The 24,234-nt window shown below is 61.6% G+C and carries 26 protein-coding genes and 1 tRNA gene; 2 read left to right on the forward strand and 25 right to left on the reverse strand.

The window, feature by feature from the left end; all coding sequences use genetic code 11:
• Window positions 1–83 precede the first annotated feature (83 nt).
• From der to trmJ, 19 genes are all read right to left on the reverse strand, one after another.
• A complete protein-coding gene (gene der, locus NMB38_RS17655; protein ID WP_023533412.1) occupies window positions 84–1,547 on the reverse strand; it encodes a ribosome biogenesis GTPase Der in 1,464 nt (487 codons plus the stop codon).
• 115 nt (window positions 1,548–1,662) lie between these two features.
• Entirely contained in the window at window positions 1,663–2,805 is a 1,143-nt protein-coding gene (gene bamB, locus NMB38_RS17660) for an outer membrane protein assembly factor BamB (RefSeq protein ID WP_254286771.1), read from the reverse strand.
• Complete coding sequence (locus NMB38_RS17665) at window positions 2,806–3,447, reverse strand: tetratricopeptide repeat protein (RefSeq protein WP_027913694.1); 642 nt, start codon at window positions 3,445–3,447, stop codon at window positions 2,806–2,808.
• Between the two features lie 39 nt (window positions 3,448–3,486).
• Window positions 3,487–4,776 (reverse strand): histidine--tRNA ligase, encoded by a 1,290-nt coding sequence (gene hisS / locus NMB38_RS17670; protein WP_028687033.1) that lies wholly within the window; start codon window positions 4,774–4,776, stop codon window positions 3,487–3,489.
• A gap of 25 nt (window positions 4,777–4,801) precedes the next feature.
• Window positions 4,802–5,911, reverse strand: a complete 1,110-nt coding sequence (gene ispG, locus NMB38_RS17675; protein WP_023533296.1) for a flavodoxin-dependent (E)-4-hydroxy-3-methylbut-2-enyl-diphosphate synthase — start codon at window positions 5,909–5,911, stop codon at window positions 4,802–4,804.
• A 3-nt stretch (window positions 5,912–5,914) separates the two neighbouring features.
• Window positions 5,915–6,919, reverse strand: coding sequence for a RodZ domain-containing protein (locus NMB38_RS17680; protein WP_028687032.1), 1,005 nt, complete (start codon window positions 6,917–6,919; stop codon window positions 5,915–5,917).
• The gene (pilW, locus tag NMB38_RS17685; protein ID WP_027913691.1) at window positions 6,916–7,677 is read right to left on the reverse strand and encodes a type IV pilus biogenesis/stability protein PilW; all 762 of its coding nucleotides are present in this window, start codon (window positions 7,675–7,677) and stop codon (window positions 6,916–6,918) included. Before pilW ends, NMB38_RS17680 begins: the two co-directional genes overlap by 4 nt.
• Window positions 7,678–7,690: 13 nt before the next feature.
• Window positions 7,691–8,836 (reverse strand): dual-specificity RNA methyltransferase RlmN, encoded by a 1,146-nt coding sequence (gene rlmN / locus NMB38_RS17690; RefSeq protein ID WP_027913690.1) that lies wholly within the window; start codon window positions 8,834–8,836, stop codon window positions 7,691–7,693.
• 28 nt (window positions 8,837–8,864) lie between these two features.
• Complete coding sequence (gene ndk / locus NMB38_RS17695; protein WP_023533373.1) at window positions 8,865–9,290, reverse strand: nucleoside-diphosphate kinase; 426 nt, start codon at window positions 9,288–9,290, stop codon at window positions 8,865–8,867.
• An 88-nt stretch (window positions 9,291–9,378) separates the two neighbouring features.
• Window positions 9,379–9,579: a Fe-S cluster assembly protein IscX gene (gene iscX / locus NMB38_RS17700; RefSeq protein ID WP_023533289.1), complete on the reverse strand. Its 201-nt coding sequence runs from the start codon at window positions 9,577–9,579 to the stop codon at window positions 9,379–9,381.
• Window positions 9,580–9,589: 10 nt separating this feature from the next.
• Complete coding sequence (fdx, locus tag NMB38_RS17705; protein WP_027913689.1) at window positions 9,590–9,931, reverse strand: ISC system 2Fe-2S type ferredoxin; 342 nt, start codon at window positions 9,929–9,931, stop codon at window positions 9,590–9,592.
• 3 nt (window positions 9,932–9,934) lie between these two features.
• On the reverse strand, window positions 9,935–11,800 hold the full coding sequence (gene hscA / locus NMB38_RS17710) for a Fe-S protein assembly chaperone HscA (RefSeq protein ID WP_027913688.1): 1,866 nt from the start codon (window positions 11,798–11,800) through the stop codon (window positions 9,935–9,937).
• A gap of 42 nt (window positions 11,801–11,842) precedes the next feature.
• The gene (gene hscB, locus NMB38_RS17715) at window positions 11,843–12,364 is read right to left on the reverse strand and encodes a co-chaperone HscB (RefSeq protein WP_027913687.1); all 522 of its coding nucleotides are present in this window, start codon (window positions 12,362–12,364) and stop codon (window positions 11,843–11,845) included.
• 8 nt (window positions 12,365–12,372) lie between these two features.
• Window positions 12,373–12,696, reverse strand: coding sequence for an iron-sulfur cluster assembly protein IscA (iscA, locus tag NMB38_RS17720; RefSeq protein WP_023533425.1), 324 nt, complete (start codon window positions 12,694–12,696; stop codon window positions 12,373–12,375).
• A 29-nt stretch (window positions 12,697–12,725) separates the two neighbouring features.
• Window positions 12,726–13,112, reverse strand: a complete 387-nt coding sequence (iscU, locus tag NMB38_RS17725; RefSeq protein ID WP_003248539.1) for a Fe-S cluster assembly scaffold IscU — start codon at window positions 13,110–13,112, stop codon at window positions 12,726–12,728.
• A gap of 46 nt (window positions 13,113–13,158) precedes the next feature.
• Window positions 13,159–14,373, reverse strand: a complete 1,215-nt coding sequence (locus NMB38_RS17730) for an IscS subfamily cysteine desulfurase (protein WP_027913686.1) — start codon at window positions 14,371–14,373, stop codon at window positions 13,159–13,161.
• A 45-nt stretch (window positions 14,374–14,418) separates the two neighbouring features.
• Entirely contained in the window at window positions 14,419–14,910 is a 492-nt protein-coding gene (gene iscR / locus NMB38_RS17735; protein ID WP_023533322.1) for a Fe-S cluster assembly transcriptional regulator IscR, read from the reverse strand.
• Between the two features lie 182 nt (window positions 14,911–15,092).
• Window positions 15,093–15,878, reverse strand: a complete 786-nt coding sequence (gene cysE / locus NMB38_RS17740; protein ID WP_023533458.1) for a serine O-acetyltransferase — start codon at window positions 15,876–15,878, stop codon at window positions 15,093–15,095.
• Between the two features lie 3 nt (window positions 15,879–15,881).
• Window positions 15,882–16,637 carry a tRNA (cytosine(32)/uridine(32)-2'-O)-methyltransferase TrmJ gene (gene trmJ / locus NMB38_RS17745; protein ID WP_027913684.1) on the reverse strand — a complete coding sequence of 252 codons (756 nt, stop codon included), beginning with the start codon at window positions 16,635–16,637 and terminating at the stop codon, window positions 15,882–15,884.
• 150 nt (window positions 16,638–16,787) lie between these two features.
• On the opposite strand from trmJ, the gene suhB reads away from it, so the two are divergent.
• Window positions 16,788–17,606 carry a type III secretion system regulator SuhB gene (suhB, locus tag NMB38_RS17750; protein WP_023533392.1) on the forward strand — a complete coding sequence of 273 codons (819 nt, stop codon included), beginning with the start codon at window positions 16,788–16,790 and terminating at the stop codon, window positions 17,604–17,606.
• Between the two features lie 103 nt (window positions 17,607–17,709).
• Here suhB and NMB38_RS17755 read toward each other — a convergent pair whose 3' ends face one another.
• The 6 genes from NMB38_RS17755 to queA form a co-directional block, all read right to left on the reverse strand.
• Window positions 17,710–18,252, reverse strand: coding sequence for a glycine zipper 2TM domain-containing protein (locus NMB38_RS17755; protein ID WP_028687028.1), 543 nt, complete (start codon window positions 18,250–18,252; stop codon window positions 17,710–17,712).
• A 118-nt stretch (window positions 18,253–18,370) separates the two neighbouring features.
• Window positions 18,371–19,279 (reverse strand): protein translocase subunit SecF, encoded by a 909-nt coding sequence (gene secF, locus NMB38_RS17760; RefSeq protein ID WP_027913682.1) that lies wholly within the window; start codon window positions 19,277–19,279, stop codon window positions 18,371–18,373.
• A 10-nt stretch (window positions 19,280–19,289) separates the two neighbouring features.
• Window positions 19,290–21,152, reverse strand: a complete 1,863-nt coding sequence (gene secD / locus NMB38_RS17765; protein WP_028687027.1) for a protein translocase subunit SecD — start codon at window positions 21,150–21,152, stop codon at window positions 19,290–19,292.
• A gap of 64 nt (window positions 21,153–21,216) precedes the next feature.
• Window positions 21,217–21,552, reverse strand: a complete 336-nt coding sequence (gene yajC, locus NMB38_RS17770) for a preprotein translocase subunit YajC (protein WP_023533309.1) — start codon at window positions 21,550–21,552, stop codon at window positions 21,217–21,219.
• A 44-nt stretch (window positions 21,553–21,596) separates the two neighbouring features.
• The gene (gene tgt, locus NMB38_RS17775; protein ID WP_161780411.1) at window positions 21,597–22,712 is read right to left on the reverse strand and encodes a tRNA guanosine(34) transglycosylase Tgt; all 1,116 of its coding nucleotides are present in this window, start codon (window positions 22,710–22,712) and stop codon (window positions 21,597–21,599) included.
• A gap of 14 nt (window positions 22,713–22,726) precedes the next feature.
• On the reverse strand, window positions 22,727–23,776 hold the full coding sequence (gene queA / locus NMB38_RS17780) for a tRNA preQ1(34) S-adenosylmethionine ribosyltransferase-isomerase QueA (protein WP_027913679.1): 1,050 nt from the start codon (window positions 23,774–23,776) through the stop codon (window positions 22,727–22,729).
• Window positions 23,777–23,881: 105 nt separating this feature from the next.
• Here queA and NMB38_RS17785 point away from each other — a divergent pair.
• Window positions 23,882–23,966: transfer RNA gene (locus NMB38_RS17785), tRNA-Leu, on the forward strand.
• The last annotated feature ends 268 nt before the right edge of the window (window positions 23,967–24,234 follow it).

Here is a 24,234-nt window from a genome sequence, read left to right on the forward strand (position 1 = left end):
ACAGGAACACAGGTGCGGCGCTAGAAATGCGCAGCACGGCGGGCGAGGACCTGTACAGACACTGTAACGGGTTCGGCAGGCGCCTATCGCTTATCGCGGCGTTTCTTCTCGGCTTTCTTGTGGTGCGACATCAAGCGACGTTTCTTGTTGACCTGGCGGTCTGTGAGGGTGTTCTTCTTGCCCTCGTAGGGATTTTCACCGCCTTTGTACTCGATGCGAATCGGCGTGCCGACCAGCTTGAGCACGCGACGGTAAGTGTTTTCCAGGTAACGCGAGTACGACTTGGGAATGCTGTCGGTTTGGTTGCCGTGGATCACGATCAGCGGCGGGTTGGCCCCGCCCAGGTGCGCATAACGCAGCTTGATGCGACGGCCATTGACCAGCGGCGGCTGGTGCTCGCTGACGGCGTCTTCGAGGATCTGCGTCAGGCGGCTGGTTGGCCAGCGGGTCACAGCTGAGGTGAAGGCGGCCTGCACCGATTTGTACAGGTTGCCCACGCCCGTGCCGTGCAGGGCGGAAATGAAGTGGATATCGGCGAAATCGACGAAGAACAGCCGGCGCTCCAGCTCGGTCTTCACATAGGCACGCTCACCCGGCTCCATGCCATCCCACTTGTTCAGGGCGATGACGATGGCGCGGCCAGCTTCCAGGGCAAAGCCCAGCAAGTTCAGGTCGTGATCGACCACCCCTTCGCGAGCATCCATGACGAAGATCACCACGTTGGCGTCCTTGATCGCCTGCAGCGTCTTCACCACCGAGAACTTTTCGACTTCCTCGTGGATCTTGCCGCGCTTGCGCACACCGGCGGTGTCGATGAAGGTGTACTTGTCACCATCACGCTCGAAGGGAATGTAAATACTGTCGCGCGTCGTACCCGGCTCGTCGTAGACCACCACACGCTCTTCACCGAGCATGCGGTTGACCAGGGTCGACTTGCCGACGTTGGGGCGACCAATGATGGCAATCTTGATGCCATCCTTTTCGCTTGGGCCAGGGATGCGAACGGCCTCTTCTCCTTCGGCGACATCCTGGTCCAGGGCTTCTTCTTCGGCATCGCGCGGCAAGTGACCGAGTACGGCCTCCATCAACGCGTTGATGCCTCGACCCTGGGAGCCTGCCACCGGAATGGCATTGCCCATGCCCATTGGCGAGAACTCAGCGCGAGCGACGTCAGCGTCGATGTTGTCGATCTTGTTGGCGACCAGAATCGCCGCCTTGTTGCGCTTGCGCAGGTGCTCGGCAATCATCTGGTCTGCCGCTGTCATGCCCGCTCGGGCATCGACCAGGAACAGCACATAGTCGGCTTCTTCGATGGCCATGAGCGACTGCTCGGCCATTTTTTCGTCCATGCCCACTTCATCACCGGTGATGCCACCGGTGTCGATGAGGATGAAGGAGCGACCCTGCCAGCTGGCATCACCATACTGGCGATCACGGGTCAGGCCCGACAGGTCACCCACGATGGCATCGCGGGTCTTGGTCAGGCGGTTGAACATGGTGGATTTGCCGACGTTCGGACGGCCCACCAGGGCGATTACGGGAACCATTCGGCTCTCCACTCTTGAATTCTTGAAAATACAAAGGCCGCTGCAAGGCAGCGGCCGGAGTTCGGGCGGCGTATCCTACGCCGCAGCCTGAAGCCGCACGGCTTCAAGCATAGCTTCAGCGGATGGTCAGTGCCTCGAGCTTGCCGCTGTTGCCGAAGACATAGATGGTGTCACCCACCACCAATGGCCGTGCACGCAGGCCACTGCTGTCGACACGCTCACGGCCAACGAAGCGACCGTCGACTTGGCTGAGCAGGTGCAGGTAGCCTTCGAAGTCGCCTACTGCCACGTAGCTGCTGTACACCTCAGGGGCGGTCAGCTGGCGGCGGGCCATGGCATCGTTGGACCACAGGGCGCTGGAGGAACGCTCATCGACGCTTTCCACGGTACCCGAGGCTTCGCTCACGTAAACGTTGCCAAAGCCCTGGGCGACCCCGACGTAGCTGGAGGCATCACGCTGCCAGAGCACGCGGCCACTTTCCAGATCCAGGCCCGCAACGCGCCCCTGGTAGGTGCTGACGTACAGGGTACCACCCGAGAGCAGCAAGCCGCCGTCGATGTCGACGACACGCTCAAGCTCGGAACGGCCCTGGGGGATCGCCACACGGCTTTCCCATACAGGTACGCCATTGCTGATGTCGACTGCCACGACCTTACCGGTGGACAGGCCAGCAACCGCCAGGCGGTTGGTCACGATCGGCGCGCCGGTGCCGCGCAGGGTCAGTACCGCCGGGGTGCTTTCATAAATCCAGCGACGATCACCGGTAGCAGCATCCAGGCCGATCAGGCGATCATCCTGGGTCTGCACCACTACCACATCACCGTTGTTGGCCGGGGGCGCCAGCACTTCGCTGGTCACCCGGGCGCGCCAGCGCTCCTCGCCGGTGCTCGAATCCAGGGCGATCACTTCACCCTTGAGGGTGCCGAGCATCACCAGACCGTAGCCTACGCCGACCGCGCCAGAAACCGGCAGGTCAAGGTCCTTGTTCCACACCACGTTGCCCGTGATGCGGTCCAGGGCATAGACATCGCCGGTGACGTCGGAGGCATAGATCCGGTCGTTCTCGATGGCCGGCACGAGGGTGTTGTAGGTTTCACCCTGACCGTCACCGATGGAGCGGCTCCACTGCTTCTTGAGCACCACTTCCTCGGTGAACTTGGTCAGTTCGGCAGGAGGCAATTCCTTCTTGCTGTTGCTGCTGCACCCTGCGGCCAATACCGCCAAGGTCAGCAATGCTGCTTGTTTCCAACCGATCACTTACGCGTCCCCTCTGGCCAGATCATCGAGCTTCAACTGCAAGCCACCCACTGCCGCCTCGTCGGACAACGCAGCCTTGGCCTTTTCGTAAGCACCGTGCGCGTCATCAGCGCGGCCCAGCTGTACCAGCAGGTCCCCTTTCAACTCCTCGCGACTGGCGAGGAAGGCTTTCTCGGCATCCCCGTCAAGCAACTTGAGGGCATCCTCGGCCTTGTTCTGGGCGGCCAGCACACGGGCCAGACGCTGGCGTGCGATCTCGCCAAGGGTGGCGTCTGCCGGCTTGTCCAGCACAGCCTTGAGTTCGCCAGCGGCATCGTCGAGCTTGCCGCTCTCGACCGCTACCTTGGCCACGAACAGGCTGCCGTACTGGGCATAGGCAGTGCCGCCGAACTCGCTCTTGAGCTTGCCGGCCAGTTCCGCAACCCGGGTGGCGTCCGGCTGACCCGTAGGCGTGAGGCTGGTTTCCAGTAGCGCCTGATACAACTGCGAGGCACCTTGCGACTGGTTGTTCTGGTACTTGTGCCAGGTGTTCCAGCCCAGCACTACCACGCCGGCGAGCAACGCACCGGTCAGCAGCGGCTTGCCGTTACGGTTCCACCAGTCCTTGACCCCTGCCAGGTCATCATCATCGGTACTCGACACCCCAATACTCCTTTTCGCCTATTCGCTCGTTGAACCGCGTTACGCCTGCGCGATCGCGGTTTCCAGGTGCCCTGCAAGGGCATCCCAGGCAATGTTCTGTTGTTCGCCCTGACCACGCAGGGGTTTGAAGCCGACTTCCTGTTTGGCCAACTCATCATCGCCAAGAATCAAGGCGAACAGCGCGCCGCTCTTGTCGGCTTTCTTGAACTGGCTTTTGAAACTGCCCCCGCCCGCATTCACGGCCAGACGCAGGCCCGGCAGGCGGTCACGCACCGCTTCGGACAGACGCAGGCCCGCCAACTCGGCCTGCTCACCAAAAGCGCAGAGGTAGACATCGACCTGACGGCTGATGGAGTCCGGTACCTTGCCAAGGGTTTCAAGCAGCAGAATCAGGCGCTCGATACCCATGGCAAAGCCAACGCCAGGTGTAGGCTTGCCGCCCATTTGCTCCACCAGCCCATCGTAGCGGCCGCCGGCACACACCGTACCCTGGGCACCAAGCTTGTCGGTGACCCACTCGAAGACGGTCTTGCTGTAGTAGTCCAGCCCCCGCACCAGCTTGGTGTTGAGCACGAATGGAATGCCGGCAGCGTCCAGGCGGGCCTTCAGGCCTGCGAAGTGCGCACGGGATTCTTCGTCCAGGTAATCTTCGAGCTTCGGCGCATCGACCAGCACCGCCTGGGTGTTGGTGTCCTTGCTGTCGAGGATGCGCAGCGGATTGCTCTTGAGGCGGCGCTGGCTGTCCTCGTCCAGTTGCTCCAGGCGCGCGGACAGGAACTCCACCAACGCGTCGCGGTAGCGGGCGCGCGCTTGGCTGGTGCCAAGGCTGTTGAGTTCGAGCTTGACCGCATCCTGAATGCCCAGCAAGCCCCACAGGCGCCAGGTCAGCATGATCAACTCGGCATCGATGTCCGGGCCATCGAGGTTGAACACCTCCACACCGATCTGGTGGAACTGCCGGTAGCGGCCCTTCTGGGGACGCTCGTGGCGGAACATCTGCCCGATGTACCACAGCTTCTGCACCTGGCCATTGCCGGTGATGCCATGCTCCAGCACCGCGCGAACACAGGCCGCAGTCCCTTCCGGACGCAGTGTGAGCGAGTCACCGTTGCGGTCTTCGAAGGTGTACATTTCCTTTTCGACGATATCGGTCACTTCACCGATCGAGCGCTTGAACAGCTCGGTGAACTCCACGATGGGCGTGCGGATCTGGCTGTACCCGTAGGTGTCCAGCAGGCCGGCAACGGTACCCTCGAAATAGCGCCACAATGGCGACTGCTCGGGCAGGATGTCGTTCATGCCACGGATGGCTTGCAGCGATTTGCTCACGAATGATCCTTACGAATTCTGTGTATCAGCCACGGGCGATCAACGCCGCGTCGGCTTCGACCTTCTCGGCCGCTTTCTGACGGATGAGCCTTTCGAGATCATCGACCAGGTTGTCGTTGGTCAGTTTCTGCGCCGGTTTACCGTCGATGTAGACCAGGTTGGGCGTACCACCGGTCAGGCCGACATGCGCTTCCTTGGCCTCCCCCGGGCCATTGACCACACAGCCGATGACGGCCACGTCCAAAGGCACCAGCAGGTCCTCGAGGCGCCCTTCGAGCTCGTTCATGGTTTTTACCACATCGAAATTCTGCCGCGAGCAGCTCGGGCAGGCGATGAAGTTGATGCCTCGGGAACGCAAGTGCAGGGACTTGAGGATGTCATAGCCTACCTTGACCTCCTCCACCGGGTCTGCCGCCAGCGAAATGCGGATGGTATCGCCAATGCCTTCGGCCAGCAGCATACCTAGGCCAACGGCAGATTTCACCGTACCCGAGCGCAGGCCACCGGCTTCGGTGATTCCCAGGTGCAGGGGTTGCACGATCTGCCGTGCCAGCAGGCGATAGGCCTCGACGGCCATGAACACGTCCGACGCCTTGACGCTGACCTTGAAATCCTGGAAGTCGAGACGATCGAGGTGTTCCACATGGCGCAGCGCCGATTCGACCAGCGCTGCGGGCGTAGGCTCGCCGTACTTTTTCTGCAGGTCCTTTTCCAGTGAGCCTGCGTTGACGCCGATACGGATTGGAATACCACGGTCGCGAGCGGCGTCAACGACAGCCCTGACCCGGTCTTCACGGCCGATATTGCCAGGGTTGATGCGCAGGCAGTCCACACCCAACTCGGCCACGCGCAGGGCAATCTTGTAGTCGAAGTGAATGTCGGCGACCAGCGGCACGCTGACCTGCTGCTTGATGCGGCCGAAGGCTTCGGCGGCGTCCATGTCAGGTACCGACACGCGAACGATGTCCACACCGGCATCGACCAGACGCTGGATCTGCCCCACCGTGGCGGCGACATCATTGGTATCGGTGTTGGTCATGCTCTGCACTGCAATGGGCGCATCACCGCCCACCGGCACATTGCCGACCCATATCTTGCGGGATTCGCGACGTTTGATCGGGGATTGGCCGTGCATGAATTACTGTCCCAACTTCAGGCGAGCGGTTTCGCCACTGGTGAACGGGGCAACGTCGACGGCCTGGCCGTTGTAGCTGACCTTGGCGCCACGGGCAAAGCCCAGACGTACCGCAAACGGCGGCTTGCCAGTCAGCTCGAGGTTGTCCCCCTTGCGCTTGATGCCGCTGAACAGCACCTTGCCGTTGCCATCGGAAACCTGGGTCCAGCAATCGGCGACGAACTCAATCGCGACCTTGCCGCTGCCTGCTGGCACGGCGGCGGGCTCGGCGGCGGCTGCACTGGTTGCAGGGGCGGCTGCCGCCGGCGCGCTGGCAACAGGGGTAGCGTTGGCCGGCGCCGGCTGCGGCGTCGCAGTGCCCGTTACCGGAGCAGAGCCGGCTGCAGGCGTGTCGGTAGCCGCTGCCTGCCCGGTACTTGCAGCCTGCTGCTCGTCGGTACCCTGGGCCAACGGCAGGGGGGCGCTCTCAGGTTGCTGGGCGGCAGAGACGGCCTGGTCTTCGGGTTCGTCAAGCGGGTGAATCTGGGTGGTGCCGTCGGCGCTTTCGACCTCGACGTGCTCAAGGGCGATGCTGGAGAGGTCTTTGCCGCGCAGACTGCCCTGGTCCTGCCACCAGACGAAACCGCCACCCACGACCGCCAGCAGCAGCAACAGGCTGACCCCGCGCAGAATATTGTGGGACAACCGGGAAGGCTCTTCGATACGCCCCAGCGAATGTACGTCGCTGCCCTTGGCGTGGGTGCCGGTGTAGCGATCGAAGGCTTCGACCAGGGCAGCCTGGTCCAGCTCCATCAACTTGGCGTAGGCGCGGATGTAGCCACGGGCGAAGGTATGCCCGGGCAGCTTGTCGAAGGCGCCGGTTTCCACATGGTTGAGCGAGCTGACAGTAAGATTGAGCTTGCGCGCCACCTCGGCTTGGGACCAGTCCCGTTTCTCACGGGCCAGGCGCAACAGCTCACCAGGGTTCTGGCCAGGCGCTACAGCTACTTCGGGATGCGCGGCGTTCATCGTTGCTCCGACAGGTATTGCTGATATTCCGGCGTACCGGGATAAAGTCGTTGTAATTGCTGCCCCAACTCGGCCACCGTCCCTTGCTCGTCGAACACCTTGGCAAGGCGGCTACCCAGCAGCAGGCTCCGGGCATCGTGGCCACTCAACCGGCTGAAACGATCGTAGTAATCCCGGGCCGGCACATAATGCCTGTTTTCGTAGGACAACTCAGCCATTTCCAGCAACGCTTGTGGCTGTCGCTGGTTAAGCTGCAATGCTTTTTGCAAATGGGCGTGCGCCTGATCGCGCTGGCCGAGCCTCAAGGCTGTCAGGCCAAGGTTTTCATAAACCCGTGATCGCTCAGGATACAGGGTATCGGCGCTGGCAAGGCGAAACATCTGCTGCGCTTCGGCAAACCGCCCTTGAGCATAAAGGAAACTGCCGTAATTGTTGCGAATTCGCGTGGTGCTGGCACCCGCCCCAAGCGCTTGCTTGAAATGGCGCTCGGCCAATACAGGCTCGCCTTCGGCCTGGTAGACCAATGCCAAGGCGGCATGGGCGTCGGCATCGTCGCCATCCAGCGCCAGCGCCTTTGACAAGGGCGTCTTGGCCTGGCCCAGCATCCCCTGTTGCAGGTAGCCGAGCCCCAGCTGCACATACGCCCGCCCGGCCTCGACCCTGCGCTGCTCAGCCACCTGCGCATCGCTGCCTGCGCCTGACATGCAGCCGGCGAGCAGCGAAAGCGCAATGATCGGCAGCGCAGCGCGCACGTTCATAGGCCAGTTCCGGTCAGTGGGCGGCCGGGCTGTCCGGGCGCTCGGCGTCTGCCGACAGCTGCCGGACGGCGATGTAACGTTCGCTGCGCCGGGTGCGGTCATTGACCTGCCCCACCAGCTGGCCGCAAGCCGCATCGATGTCATCACCACGGGTGGTGCGCGTCGTCACGTTGTAGCCACCGTGGTGCAGCAGGTCTTGGAAACGACGAATGGCGTTGTTGCTGGGGCGCTCGTAGCCGGAGTGCGGGAACGGATTGAATGGAATCAGGTTGATCTTGCACGGCACGTCGCGCAGCAGCTCGATCATCTGCGCCGCATGCTCGGGCTGGTCGTTGACGTCCTTGAGCAGGGTGTACTCGATGGTGAGCACCCGCTTGCCGCCCAGGGTCGCCATGTAGCCCATGCATGCGTCGAGCAGCATCTTGAGCGGGTACTTCTTGTTGATCGGTACCAGTTTGTTGCGCAACTCGTCATTGGGTGCATGCAATGACAAAGCCAGCGACACATCGATGTGCTTGGCCAACTCGTCGATCATCGGCACGACGCCCGAGGTGGACAGGGTGACGCGACGCTTGGAGATGCCATAGCCCAGATCTTCCATCATGATCTTCATGGCGGCGATGACATTGTCGAAATTGAGCAGGGGTTCGCCCATGCCCATCATGACCACGTTGGTGATGGCGCGGTCGATTTTGGCAGGCACGGTCCCGAAGGATTTGTTCGCAAGCCACACCTGGCCGATCACTTCGGCGGCGGTGAGGTTGCTGTTGAAGCCTTGTTTGCCGGTGGAGCAGAAGCTGCAGTCCAGGGCACAACCGGCTTGCGACGACACGCACAGGGTGCCGCGATCGTCGGTGGGAATATAGACGGTTTCGACGCAGCTGCCGGAGGCAACGCGGATCACCCACTTGCGGGTGCCGTCTGCGGAAATGTCTTCGCTGACCACTTCCGGTGGACGAATTTCGGCAACGGCCTCGAGCTTTTCACGCAAGACCTTGCCGACGTTCGTCATGGCGGCGAAATCATCGACGCCAAAGTGGTGAATCCATTTCATCACCTGACCGGCGCGGAAGCGCTTCTCTCCGATGGAATCGAAGAATTGTTCCATTTCCTGCAGGGTCAGACCCAGCAGGTTGATTTTGTCAGTCGATGTCGTCATGGATTCACCCTCACCCGTAAGCTTTCGCTTAGCGAGTGGTTACCTCGGTAGCAGCGAAGAAGTAAGCGATTTCGCGAGCAGCAGCAGCTTCGGAGTCCGAACCGTGAACGGCGTTGGCGTCGATGGACTCGGCGAAGTCGGCGCGGATGGTGCCGGCAGCGGCTTCTTTAGGGTTGGTAGCGCCCATCAGCTCACGGTTCTTGGCAATGGCGTTCTCGCCTTCCAGGACCTGAACGACAACCGGACCGGAAGTCATGAAGGCAACCAGGTCACCGAAGAAGCCGCGCTCGCTGTGCTCGGCGTAGAAGCCTTCGGCCTCGGCCTTGGACAGTTGCTTGATTTTCGAGGCAACGATTTTCAGGCCGGCTTCTTCGAAGCGAGTGGTGATCTTGCCGATGACGTTCTTGGCAACAGCGTCAGGCTTGATGATGGAGAAAGTACGTTGAACAGCCATGGAAAACTCCAGAATATGAGTGTTACGAAAAATTAAACCCGCGAATTATACGCGGGTTCCAGGGGATTGCCTAACCTGCGGTGCGTGTTCAGTCGGCTTCGTCGATCCAGGCCGCCTGGATGGCCTCGAGCACCTTCTCGCCGGCGCGCGAAGGATCGTCACTGAAGCCAGGCAATGCCACCACCCAGCGGTGCAGATCGACGAAATTCACATACCGAGGATCGACGTCCGGCTTGCTTTCTGCAAGCTCGATGGCGATATCAAGTACATCAATCCATTTCAGACTCATGTCCAGGACCTCAGTGCGGCGCTTCGGCAGCGTGGTTGAGCGAATACTTGGGGATCTCGATGGTGAGGTCCTGATCGGCCACCACCACCTGGCAACCCAGACGCGACTGCGCTTCCAGGCCCCACGCCTTGTCCAGCATGTCTTCTTCGAGCTCGTCGGCTTCCTCAAGGGAATCGAAGCCCTTGCGCACGATGCAGTGGCATGTGGTGCAGGCCTTCACACCGCCGCAGGCGCTCTCCATCTCGATGTGATGATCGTGGGCCAGCTCCAGGATATTGGTGCCGGCAGGCACCTCCACGGTCAGCCCCTCCGGGCAGAACTTCTCATGCGGCAGGAATGTCACCAGCGGCATCGATTACTCCTCGATCTCATTCAGGTTGCGCCCGGCCAGTGCGGCTTTGACCGTCGAATCAAGGCGTCGGGCGGCAAATGCGTCGGTCACGTGCGACAGACGCTTGGTCTGTTGCTCGATGGCAGCGCCATCGGTGCCCGCCAGCAAATCACGTAGTTCTTGCATCTGGAATTCAATGGCCTGGCGCTCTTCTTCACTGAGCAAGCGCTGACCGTCGGCGTCCAGGGCGCCCTGTACCGCTTCGAGCAGCCGTTCGGCGTCCACTTGGTGCTCACGCAACTGACGGGCCTGCTTGTCGGTACCAGCATGCTCGAAGGAGTCCTTGAGCATGCGCGCGATTTCGCCATCGGTCAGGCCGTAGGACGGCTTGACCTGAATGCTGGCTTCCACGCCTGATGCGAGTTCCCGGGCGGCGACGCTGAGCAGCCCGTCGGCATCGACCTGGAAGGTGACGCGAATTTTCGCTGCCCCTGCCACCATGGCCGGAATGCCGCGCAGTTCGAAGCGCGCCAGTGACCGGCAGTCGCTGATCAGTTCGCGCTCGCCCTGCAGCACATGGATCATCATGGCCGACTGGCCGTCTTTATAAGTCGTGAACTCCTGGGCGCGCGCCACCGGGATGGTGGTATTGCGCGGGATCACTTTCTCCATGAGCCCGCCCATGGTCTCCAGGCCCAGTGACAGCGGGATCACATCAAGCAGCAGCAGCTCGCCGCCTTCGCGGCGGTTGCCGGCCAGGGTATCGGCCTGAATGGCGGCGCCGATGGCCACGACCTGATCGGGGTCGATGGAAGTCAGCGGGCTACGACCGAACAGGGTACCGACGGCATCGCGAACACGGGGCACGCGCGTGGAACCGCCGACCATGACCACGGCGCTGACTTCATCGAGCTCGACGCCACTGTCACGTACGGCACGGCGGCAGGCCTTGAGGCTGCGGGCCACCAGCGGCTCGATCATCGCATCGAAACCGGCACGGGTGAGCTCACCCTGCCAGGCACCATGCGTGACGCCCACCACCTCGGCATCGGTCAACGCTTCCTTGGCGGCGCAAGCCGTCTGTAACAGCGCGCGCTGGGTAGCCGGGTCGAGGTCGGAGGACAAGCCAGCCTGCTCGATGATCCAGCCTGCAATGGCGTGATCGAAGTCATCGCCACCCAGGGCGGTATCGCCGCCGGTGGCCAGCACTTCGAACACGCCCGCTGTCAGGCGCAGGATGGAAATGTCGAAAGTACCGCCACCCAGGTCGTAGATGGCGACTACGCCCTCGGCGTTCTGGTCAAGGCCATAGGCCACGGCGGCGGCCGTAGGCTCGTTGAGCAGACGCAGGACGTTCAGGCCAGCCAGGCGTGCAGCATCTTTTGTGGCCTGGCGCTGGGCGTCATCGAAATAGGCCGGAACGGTGATCACCGCACCGACCAGTTCACCGCCCAATGTCGCCTCGGCGCGCTCACGCAGCACCTTGAGGATGTCCGCCGAGACCTGCACCGGGCTCTTGGGCCCTTGCACCGTATCGATGAAAGGCATGTGCGATTCGCCACCGACGAAGCGGTAGGGCAATTGCTGGCCCAACTGCTTGACGTCGGCCAGGCCGCGACCCATCAGGCGCTTGACCGACAGCACGGTGTTCAGCGGATCGCTGGAGGCAGCGTCACGCGCGGCCTGCCCGACTTCGCTGCCGCCAGCTTCGAGGTAACGCACCGCCGAAGGCAGAATCACATTACCTTGCGCATCGGGCAGGGGCTCGCTCACGCCGCTGCGCAATGCAGCGACCAGGGAATTGGTGGTGCCCAGGTCGATCCCTACCGCCAGGCGGCGCTCATGGGGCTGGGGCGTTTGACCGGGTTCGGCAATCTGCAATAGGGCCATGCTTATCTGAATACCTTAGGTGCCATCACGGGTAGCACCGGGTTAATCGTCGAGGCGCTCTTCCAGTTGGCGCACTTCTTGGGCGAGCTTGTCGAGGAATTGCATTCGGCGCATCAGGCGTTCGGCCTGCTCACGCGCATCGGCAACATCCCAGCAGGCGGCGAAATCCTCGTTGAGCGTGTCTTGAGCAGCCTTCAGGCGCTTCTTGAACACGGCCACGCCATCGAGGTCGGCTTCGTCCTGGAGGTCTTCGAGCTCCTCACGCCACTGCATCTGCTGCAGGAGGAAATCCGGGTCATGGACCGTGACCTCCTGCGGCACTTCGTGGCCACCGATCGCCAACAGGTAGCGCGCACGGCGTGGTGCACTGCGCAGCGTCTGGTAGGCGTCGTTGAGGGCAGCGGATTTCTCCAGCGCAGAGCGTTGCTCGCGCTCGGAGGCATCGGCAAAACGATCAGGATGGACTTCGCGGGCCAGCTCGCGATAGCGAGTGGCCAGCATCTCAAGGTCCAGTCGAAAACTCGGCTGCAGGTCGAACAGTGCAAAATGACAAGGAGTACCCACGGTCGGCCTCAGACGTTGAAGCTTTCGCCGCAGCCACACTCACCGCGCACGTTGGGGTTGTTGAACTTGAACCCTTCGTTCAACCCTTCCTTGACGAAGTCCAGCTCGGTGCCGTCAAGATAAACCAGGCTCTTGGGATCGATGATCACCTTGACGCCATGGTTCTCGAACACCTGGTCCTCGCCCGCCAGCTCGTCGACGAACTCCAGCACGTAGGCCAGGCCCGAGCAACCGGTGGTGCGTACGCCAAGGCGAATGCCTTCACCCTTGCCCCGCCCTTCCAGGGAACGCCGCACATGATTGGCGGCGGCTTCTGTCATGCTGATAGCCATGAGAACTCCTTACCTTGCAACAGGCGACGTTAGATCAAGCCTTTCTTCTGCTTGTAATCGCGAACAGCGGCCTTGATGGCATCTTCGGCGAGTACCGAGCAGTGGATCTTGACCGGCGGCAATGCCAGTTCTTCGGCCAGCTGGGTGTTCTTGATGGTCTCGGCTTCGTCCAGGGTCTTGCCCTTCATCCACTCGGTGGCCAGGGAGCTGGACGCGATGGCCGAACCGCAGCCGTAGGTCTTGAACTTGGCGTCTTCGATCACGCCCTGCTCGTTGACCTTGATCTGCAGGCGCATCACGTCGCCACAGGCCGGTGCGCCGACCATGCCGGTACCGACATCCGGGTCCTCGGCATTCATCTTGCCGACGTTGCGCGGGTTTTCGTAGTGGTCGATGACCTTTTCACTGTATGCCATGGTGCAATTCCTTCCTCATCAGGGAGCCGCTCTTGCCGGCGACTGCTTAGTGGGCGGCCCACTCGATCTTGGAGATGTCGACGCCGTCTTTGTACATGTCCCAAAGTGGGGACAGTTCACGCAGCTTGTTCACGGCCTCGCAGACTTTCTGCGCGGCGTAATCAACCTCTTCCTCGGTGGTGAAGCGGCCGAAGGAGAAGCGGATGGAGCTGTGCGCCAGCTCGTCGTTACGGCCCAGTGCACGCAGCACGTAGGACGGCTCGAGCGAGGCGGAGGTGCAAGCCGAACCGGACGAGACGGCGATGTCCTTGAGCGACATCAGCAGCGATTCGCCCTCGACGTAGTTGAAGCTCAGGTTCAGGTTGTGCGGCACGCGAGCAGTCAGGCTACCGTTGACGTACAGTTCTTCGAGGCTGGATACCTGCTTGAAGAAGCGGTCGCTCAAGGCTTTGATGCGTGCGTTTTCAGCCGCCATGTCCTGCTTGGCAATGGCGAATGCTTCGCCCATGCCGACAATCTGGTGCGTCGGCAGCGTACCCGAACGCATGCCGCGTTCGTGACCACCGCCGTGCATGGCTGCCTCGAGGCGTACCCGCGGCTTGCGGCTGACATACAGCGCGCCGATCCCTTTGGGGCCATAAACCTTGTGCGCGGAGAACGACATCAGATCGACCTTGAGCTGCTGCAGATCGATTTCGACCTTGCCGGCAGACTGGGCGGCATCGACGTGGAACAGCACGCCGCGCGAACGGGTCAGTTCACCGATGGCGGCAATGTCGTTGATCGAGCCGACTTCGTTGTTCACGTGCATCAGCGAGACCAGGATGGTGTCGTCACGCAGGACCGCCTCGACCATGGCCGGGGTGACGATGCCGTCTTCGCCCGGTTCCAGGTAGGTGACTTCGAACCCCTCACGCTCCAGCTGGCGAGCGGTATCGAGGACCGCCTTGTGCTCGATCTTGGAGGTGATGATGTGCTTGCCCTTGGTCTGATAGAAGTGCGCAACACCCTTCAGGGCCAGGTTGTCGGACTCGGTGGCACCGCTGGTCCAGACGATTTCGCGCGGGTCGGCATTGATCAGCTCGGCGACCTGACGGCGACCGTTCTCGACCGCTTCTTCGGCTTTCCAGCCAAAGACGTGGGAGCGCGAAGCCGGGTTACCGAAGTTACCGTCAGCCGTCAGGCATTCGGCCATCTTCTGGGCTACGCGTGGGTCGACCGGGGTGGTCGCGGAGTAATCGAGGTAGATCGGCAACTTCATTTTTCTCTCCTATCAGGCGGTGGCGTCGCTCGTCGTCCCGAAGGATCAATCGACGGCGGACGTCTCAATCTTGTCCAGCGGGGCAGACAGACCAGCGACGCGGCGCAGGTCCTGACGCTGAGCGACTTCCTGCACCTCACGGCGCATGACGAGGTCGGCCAGACTGATGCCACTGAGGAACTCGTGAATCTGCTGACTGAGGTCGCACCACAAGTGGTGGGTCAGGCAGGTATCACCGGCATGGCAGTCCCCAAGCCCCTGGCAACGGGTCGCATCGACCGATTCGTTGACCGCATCGATGACCTGGGCGACCTGGATGGTCTCCATGCCGCGCGACAGCTGATAACCGCCACCGGGGCCGCGAACGCTGGAAACCAGGCTGCTGCGGCGCAGCTTGGCGAACAGCTGTTCCAGATAAGAAAGGGATATGCCCTGGCGCTCGGAGATGTCGGCCAAAGACACCGGCCCATGCTGCGCGTGCAACGCCAGGTCGAGCATGGCAGTCACGGCGTATCGGCCTTTGGTAGTCAGTCGCATGGCTATTGGGTACCACGGGAGTTACGGGATGTGTGCAAGTATGCGATTCCCGAGCATTTAAGTCAACTATTAGACCTAGTGCCTTAGTCGGGTTTGCATGAGGGGAGGCGGCCGCGATTGTAGCAGACACGGGGGCGATAGCACATGCCCCCATGCCAGAACCCGCGCCTGATACGGCGGGATCAATGCGGCTGGATGTCGCGCTTGGCCAACTGCGCCTGTTCGGTGAAGTCATCTTCAGGCAGCGCTGGCAGCTCCTTGGCGCAATAGTCACTGCCCATCCGCGTCAGCGCACCGCACATGCCTTCCAGGCGCTCATCAACGGCCTGCAGATGGTCAAGCATCTGGCCAATGGCACGGGCGACCGGGTCGGGCATGTCGCCACTGACCCCATAGGCATCGAAACCGATCTTCTCGGCCATGGCCTTGCGCCGCGCCTCGACATCGCCCTGCTCGTCCTTGACGATGATGCGCCCGGGGATGCCAACAGCCGTGGCGCCGGCTGGCACCGCCTTGGTCACCACCGCATTGGAACCGATCTTGGCCCCGGCCCCTACGGTAAACGGCCCCAGCACCTTCGCACCCGCACCGACCACTACGCCGTCCTCCAGCGTTGGGTGACGCTTGCCTTTATTCCAGCTGGTACCGCCCAGGGTTACGCCTTGGTAGAGCGTCACGTCGTCACCAATCTCGGCGGTTTCGCCAATGACGATGCCCATGCCATGGTCGATGAAGAACCGCCGCCCTATCGTGGCGCCCGGGTGAATCTCGATACCGGTCAGCCAGCGACCGAAGTTGGACACCAGCCGCGCCAGCCACTTGAAGTCCCGCCGCCACAGGGCATTACCCAACCGGTGCAGCCATATGGCATGCATCCCGGGGTAGCAGGTCAGCACTTCGAACGCGTTGCGCGCCGCTGGATCACGGTGGAACACACTTTGAATATCTTCACGCAGACGTTCCAGCATCTGTCAGTCCTTCCGTTTATGCGGCTCACCCCGGACCACCTTCTGGGTCTCGGTAAGAATGCCGCGCAAAATGCTCATTTCCGTACGCTCCACTGCCACCCGACCGTAAAGCCTGCGAAGACGCGGCATCAGGTGCTTGGGCTTTTCGGGATCAAGGAAACCAATGTCGACCAGGGTTTTTTCCAGATGGTCGTAGAACAGCTCCATCTCGTCCATCGTGGCCAAGGCGTCGGCGTCAGCCTTCTCAACCTGGGCAGGCGAGCGGTCGTTCGCCAGGCTGGCCATGCGCACTTCATAGGCCAGTACCTGAACAGCCGCAGCCAGGTTCAGCGAACTGAAGTCGGGATTGGAGGGGATGTGTACGTGGAAGTGACATCGCTGCAACTCTTCATTGGTCAGCCCGGCATGCTCGCGCCCGAACACCAAGGCGATCTGCTCGCCCCCGTCGGCATGCTGCACGGCCTTGTCGCCGCATTCACGTGGGCCGATAAGAGGCCATGGAATGCTGCGCTCACGGGCACTGGTGCCCATCACCAGATTGCAGCCGACCAATGCCTGCTCCAAGCTGTCGACGACGATGGCGTTACCCAGCACATCGTCCGCGCCCGAGGCGCGCGCGCTGGCCTCGTCGGCAGGAAACTGCTTTGGCTGCACCAGCACCAGACGCGACAGGCCCATGTTCTTCATGGCGCGAGCAGCGCCGCCGATGTTGCCGGGGTGGCTGGTGTTGACCAGAACGACACGAATATTCTGCAGCAAGGTCTCGTGCTCACAGTGGCGGAAATCAGGGCCTGGAATCTTACAGAACCGACAGGCGTAACGCCACGCACGCGAATGCGCCCTTCTGCCGCCACAATTTTCTGTTAGAATGTTCGGCTTTCTTCTTTAACATCTCCAGGTGACCCGCCCATGCAGCCTATGCTGAATATCGCCCTGCGCGCCGCTCGCAGCGCCAGTGAACTGATCTTCCGCTCCATCGAACGCCTGGATAGCATCAAGGTCGATGAGAAAGAGGCCAAGGACTACGTTTCCGAAGTCGATCGCGCTGCCGAGCAGAGCATCGTCAATGCCCTGCGCAAGGCCTACCCGAACCACTCCATCCTGGGCGAAGAAACTGGCCTGCACGCCGGCTCCGGCGAAGAAGGCAAGGATTACCTGTGGGTCATCGACCCGCTGGACGGCACCACCAACTTCCTGCGTGGCATTCCTCACTTCGCCGTCAGCATTGCCTGTAAATACCGTGGTCGCCTGGAGCACGCCGTGATCGTCGACCCGGTTCGCCAGGAAGAGTTTACTGCCAGCCGTGGCCGTGGCGCTCAACTGAACGGCCGCCGCCTGCGCGTCAGCTCGCGCACCAGCCTGGACGGCGCCCTGCTGGGCACTGGCTTCCCCTTCCGCGATAACCAGATGGCCGACCTGGACAATTACCTGGGCATGTTCCGCAGCCTGGTAGGCCAGACCGCCGGCATCCGCCGCGCTGGCGCGGCGAGCCTGGACCTGGCCTATGTGGCCGCAGGTCGTTTCGATGCATTCTGGGAGTCGGGCCTGTCCGAATGGGACATGGCCGCAGGCGTGCTGCTGATTCAGGAAGCAGGCGGCTTGGTGAGCGACTTCAATGGCGGCCATGACTTCCTCGACAAAGGCCACATCGTCGCCGGCAACATCAAGTGCTTCAAGGCGGTACTGACCGCCATCCAACCGCACCTGCCTGAAAGCATGAAGCGTTGAGCATTTGATTGCAGGAAAACAAAAGCACCCCTCGGGGTGCTTTTTTCATGCCTGCCAGCCCTGCATCACCGGCGTCGGCACAGGGCCAACGCCGGCAGCAGCATCACTGACCGGCGTCGCTGAGAATCAGCTTGCCGTTCTTGTCCACTGGGATGGTAGAGCCTGGCTCACGGTTCATCTTCACCTGGCCGACCTGATCGCCAATGGTGTACTTGACGTTGTAGCCCACCACTTTTTCACTGATGTCGTTGACCGTGTTGCAGCGGGTCTGGGTCGTGGTATAGGTGTCACGCTGCTGCATGCCCTCCTGCACCTTGTTGCCAGCATACCCACCACCCACCGCACCGGCCACGGTCGCGATCTTCTTGCCGGTGCCGCCGCCGATCTGGTTGCCCAACAGGCCACCGGCCAGCGCGCCGACCACAGTGCCGGCGATCTGATGCTGATCCTTGACTGGCGCCTGGCGAGTGACGGTTACGTCCTTGCACACTTCGCGCGGGGTCTTGATCTGCTGCTTGATCGGCTGCACGTCGGTGACCTGAGCATATTCAGGTCCTTTGTTCACCAAGCTGTAGGTCGCCACAGCACCTCCGGCAGTGACACCGACAGCACCTAGCACCGCACCCACCAGCATTGATTTATTCACGTGAACCTCCTGATCGTACATACGGGACTTGGCCCGCTTTCTCCTTGCCTTGGAGCAAAAAAAAGGGCGCGAGTTCAACACTCGCGCCCTCTCGTCCGCCAAGCGGAGCGTCAGTCGGTCACGGACGGTCGTCCACGCCCTCGGTCTTTGCCGGCGGAATCAGGTCTTCGCTGTTCAGGTTCAGCCAGATCAGCACCACGTTGGCGATGTAGATCGACGAGTAGGTACCGGCCATCACGCCGATGAACAGGGCCAGCGAGAAGCCGAACAGGTTGTCACCGCCGAAGAACAGCAAGGCGGCAATAGCCAGCAAGGTAGACACCGAAGTCGCCACGGTACGCAGCAACGTCTGGGTGGTGGAGACGTTGATGTTTTCGATCAAGGACGCCTTGCGCATGACCCGGAAGTTCTCACGCACCCGGTCGAACACGACGATGGTGTCATTGAGCGAGTAGCCGATGATGGCCAGCACCGCCGCCAGCACCGTCAGGTCGAAGGTGATCTGGAAGAACGACAAGATGCCCAGTGTCACGATCACGTCGTGGATCAGCGAGATGATGGCGCCTACTGCGAATTTCCACTGGAAGCGGAACGCCAGGTAGATAAGGATGCCACCCAGCGCCAGGAGCATGCCCATGCCGCCCTGGTCACGCAGCTCTTCACCCACCTGCGGGCCGACGAACTCGACACGCTTGACGGTGGCTGGGTTGTCACCGCCGGCCTTCTGCAAGGCTGCGGCGACCTTGTTGCCCAGCTGTGGGTCATCACCCGGCATGCGCACCAGCAGGTCGGTGGTGGCACCGAAGCTCTGCACCACTGCCTCGTGGAAACCCGAGTCGACCAACTCGGCCCGTACCGCCTTGAGATCGGCCGGGCGCTCGTAGGTCAGCTCGATCAGCGTGCCGCCAGTGAAGTCCAGGCCAAAGTTCAGGCCCTTTTGCCACCAGCTGAACAAGGCCAGCACGGTGAGCAGTACGGTGACGCCGAAGGCGACATTGCGTACACCCATGAAATTGATGGTTTTCATCGCAGCTCCCTCAAACCCACAGCTTCTTGATGTCACGCCCGCCACAGGTCAGGTTGACCAGGGCACGGGTGACCATCACAGCAGTGAACATCGACGTGAAAATCCCGAGGGACATGGTGACCGCAAAGCCTTTGACCGGCCCGGTGCCCATGGCAAACAGGATGCCGCCCACAAGCAAGGTAGTCAGGTTGGCATCGACGATGGCCGAATAGGCGCGGTTGAAGCCTTCATGAATAGCGCGCTGAACAGACATGCCTGCAGCCAGCTCTTCACGGATTCGAGAGAAGATAAGCACGTTGGCATCCACCGCCATGCCCATGGTGAGCACGATACCCGCGATGCCTGGCAATGTCAGCGTAGCGCCCAGCAAGGACATCAACGCCAGCAGCAACACCATGTTGCCGGCGAGGGCGATAGTGGCCAGCACACCGAAGGCCCGGTAGATCGCAATGATGAACAGCGAGACGAACAGCATACCCCACAGCGAGGCGTCGATGCCCTTGGTGATGTTGTCGGCACCCAGGCTTGGGCCGATGGTACGTTCTTCAGCGAAGTACATCGGTGCAGCCAGGCCGCCGGCACGCAGGAGCAGGGCCAGTTCAGACGATTCGCCCTGGCCGTTCAGCCCGGTGATACGGAACTGGCTACCCAGCGGCGACTGGATGGTCGCCAGGCTGATGATCTTCTTCTCTTCCTGGAAGCTCTGGACCGCAACGTCCTTCTCGACGCCATCGACCGTCTGCTTCACGTAGCGGGTGACAGGCTTCTGCTCGATGAAGATCACCGCCATGCTGCGACCAACGTTGCTGCGCGTCGCGCGGCTCATCAGTTCGCCGCCATGCCCGTCCAGACGAATGTTCACCTGCGGGCGGCCATGCTCGTCGAAGCTGGCCTGGGCGTCGGTCACTTGGTCACCGGTGATGATCAGGCCACGCTCGACGGGCGCCGAACGCCCCCCTTCACGGAACTCGAACACTTCGGTGGTGGCTTTGGACGCGCCCGGCTCGGCACCGAAACGGAACTCCAGGTTGGCCGTCTTGCCCAGAATACGCTTGGCTTCGGCAGTGTCCTGCACACCCGGCAGCTCGACCACGATGCGGTTGGCGCCCTGGCGCTGCACCAGCGGCTCGGCGACACCCAGCTCGTTGACACGGTTACGCACGGTGGTGAGGTTCTGCTTGATCGAGTATTCGCGAATCTCGGCCACTTTCGCCTGAGACAGCGCCAGACGCAGCACGGCGAGGTCATTGCGCTCGGTGGTGGTCAGGTCGAAATCGTTGAAATTCTTGCGGATCAGGGCACGTGCCTGTTCGCGCGTAGCGTTGTCAGCAAAGCCGAGCATGATGCCACCGTCCTGCTGCGGCAGGCTGCGGTAGCGGACCCGCTCCTTGCGCAGCAAGGTCTTGACCTCGCCTTCGTAGACTTTCATGCGGGCGCTCATGGCCTTGTCCATGTCCACTTCCAGCAGGAAGTGCACGCCACCGGACAGGTCCAGGCCCAGCTTCATGGGGCTGGCACCCAGGTTGCGCAACCACTGCGGGGTGGTTTGTGCCAGGTTCAGCGCCACGACATAGTCATCGCCCAGCGCCTTGCGCACCACATCCTTGGCGGGCAGCTGGTCTTCCTGATTGGTCAGACGAATCAGGCCACTGCCCTTCTCACCCAGGCTCACGCCTTTGACTGCGATGTTTGCATCGACCAGCGCCTTGCTGACGCGATCGAGATCGGCCTGGTTGACCTGCAGCGCCGAGCTGGCACCGCTGATCTGCACGGCCGGGTCATCCGGGTAGAGGTTGGGAGCGGAATAAATGAAACCGATCGCCAGTACCAGCAGGATCAGTGCGTATTTCCACAGAGGGTATTTGTTCAGCATCACGCCGCCCGTTCAAGACGCGGGGCGCGTTGCGCGCCCCGACTGGAAAAATGAAACCGGTAACTCAGATAGCCTTGAGCGTACCTTTTGGCAGGGTCGCGGCAATGGCGCCCTTCTGGAACTTCAGCTCGACAGTGTCGGACACTTCCAGCACCACGAAATCATCGGCCACTTTGACGATCTTGCCGGCAATGCCACCGTTGGTGACAACTTCGTCACCTTTCTGCAAGTTGCCCAGCAGGTTCTTCTGCTCTTTGGCACGTTTGGCCTGTGGACGCCAGATCATCAGGTAGAAGATGACCAGGAAACCGACCAGGAAAATCCACTCGAAGCCAGTACCGGCAGGGCCGGCGGCGGGGGCTGCAGCGTCCGCGTATGCGGCGGGGATCAAGAAGCTCATGGGTGCACTCCTAATGCGAATATTTTAATAATGGATGCAGACAGTCAGTCCAAGGGCGGTACAACAAGCCCGCGCTTGGCGTAGAAGGCGTCGACGAAGGCGGCCAATTTACCTTGTTGAATAGCCTCGCGTAAACCGGCCATCAAACGCTGGTAATGGCGCAAGTTATGGATGGTATTCAACATGCTGCTGAGCATTTCGCCACACTTGTCCAGGTGATGCAGATAGGCGCGGGAGAAGTTGCTACAGGTGTAGCAGTCACAGGTCGGATCCAGTGGCGATTCATCATGGCGATGGAACGCGTTGCGGATCTTGATCACCCCGGTGTCGACGAACAGGTGGCCGTTGCGCGCGTTGCGCGTAGGCATCACGCAGTCGAACATATCGACGCCGCGGCGCACACCCTCAACGAGATCCTCCGGTTTGCCTACCCCCATAAGGTAACGAGGTTTGTCAGCCGGCATCTGCTCGGGCAAGTAGTCCAGCACCTTGATCATCTCGTGCTTGGGCTCACCCACCGACAGGCCGCCGATGGCCAGGCCGTCGAAGCCGATGTTCTCAAGCCCTTCCAGGGAGCGCATGCGCAGGTCCTGGTACATGCCGCCCTGAACGATGCCGAACAGCGCGGCGGTGTTGTCGGCATGGGCGTTCTTCGAGCGCTGGGCCCAGCGCAGCGACAGCTCCATGGACGTACGGGCGATGTCGTGCTCGGCAGGGTATGGGGTGCACTCGTCGAAGATCATCACCACGTCCGAACCCAGGTCACGTTGCACCTGCATGGATTCTTCCGGGCCCATGAACACCTTGGAGCCGTCCACGGGAGAGGCGAAGGTCACGCCTTCTTCCTTGATTTTGCGCATGGCGCCCAGGCTGAAGACCTGGAAGCCACCGGAATCGGTGAGAATCGGGCCTTTCCACTGCATGAAGTCGTGCAGCCCGTTGTGCTTCTTGATCACCTCGGTACCTGGGCGCAGCCACAGGTGGAAGGTGTTGCCCAGGATCATCTCGGCACCAATGGCCTCGATGTCACGGGGCAACATGCCCTTGACCGTGCCATAGGTGCCCACCGGCATGAACGCCGGGGTTTCGACCGTGCCACGGGGGAAGGTGATGCGGCCACGACGGGCCTTGCCGTCGGTGGCCAGCAGTTCGAAGGACATTCGGCAGGTGCGACTCATGCTTGCTCCTCGGGCCCGCGAGGCGCCGGATTGCGGGTGATGAACATGGCATCACCGTAACTGAAGAAGCGGTACCCCTGCTCGACCGCCGCCGCGTAGGCAGCCATGGTCTCGGGGTAACCGGCGAAGGCCGAGACCAGCATCAGCAGCGTGGACTCAGGCAGATGGAAGTTGGTAACCAGCGCATCGACCACGTGGAATGGGCGGCCGGGGTAGATGAAGATATCGGTGTCACCGCTGAAGGGCTTGAGCTGGCCATCGCGGGCGGCGCTTTCGAGCGAGCGCACACTGGTGGTGCCCACGGCGATCACGCGCCCGCCGCGGGCACGGCAGGCCTCGATGGCGTCGACCACATCCTGGCTCACTTCGAGCCACTCTTTATGCATGTGGTGATCTTCAATCTTGTCGACCCGCACCGGCTGGAAGGTACCGGCGCCCACGTGCAGGGTGACGAACGCGCGCTCCACCCCTTTGGCGGCGATCTGCTCGAGCAGCGCCTCGTCGAAATGCAGGCCTGCGGTAGGCGCGGCGACAGCGCCTGCCTTTTCGGCGTAGACCGTCTGGTAGCGCTCCCGGTCCGCACCTTCGTCAGGGCGATCGATGTAGGGCGGCAGCGGCATGTGGCCGACGCGGTCGAGCAGCGGCAATACCTCTTCGGTGAAACGCAGCTCGAACAAGGTGTCGTGGCGCGCAACCATTTCAGCTTCACCGCCACCGTCCACCAAAATGACCGCCCCTACCTTGGGCGCCTTGCTCGCCCGCACATGGGCCAGCACACGGTGGCTGTCGAGCACACGCTCGACCAACACTTCGAGCTTGCCGCCGGAGGCTTTCTGACCGAACAGCCGCGCCGGAATGACCCGGGTGTTGTTGAACACCATCAGGTCACCCGGGCGCAGATAGCCCAGCAGGTCGGGGAATTGCCGGTGCTCGCGTGCACCGCTTGGCCCGTCGAGCACCAGCAGGCGGCTGCCATGGCGCTCGGCCAACGGATGGCGGGCGATCAGGGAATCGGGAAGTTCGAAGGAGAAATCGGCAACGCGCATGATGATGTTCGGTTCGGCAGGGCCGGGAAGTTTAGCCCAACGAATGAAAATTGACCATGAAAGACGATTGACCGACCGACGGCACCTCTCTATACTGCGCGCCACGCCCTGATGGCGGAATTGGTAGACGCGGCGGATTCAAAATCCGTTTTCGAAAGGAGTGGGAGTTCGAGTCTCCCTCGGGGCACCAAATCCGGAAAAGCCGACCTTAAATGGTCGGCTTTTTTTTTGCGCCGAAAAAACCATTCAGTGCAGCACATTTGCTTGGCGCCAGCCCATTGATTTGCTGGTGACTGACCATGCAGCAATGCTATTGGCCAGTGGCCATACCCGCCGCCTACCCTCACTTCGTCGGATAAAAGCCGAACGTATTGCCTAGATGATGGCATTTAGCCATAGTGCGGCTCCTCTCAATCCCTTCCCCCCTCGTGTGACCAATGAAAACAACCGCGCCCTGT

The sequence above is a fragment of the Pseudomonas sp. FBCC-B35 genome (assembly GCF_059133755.1).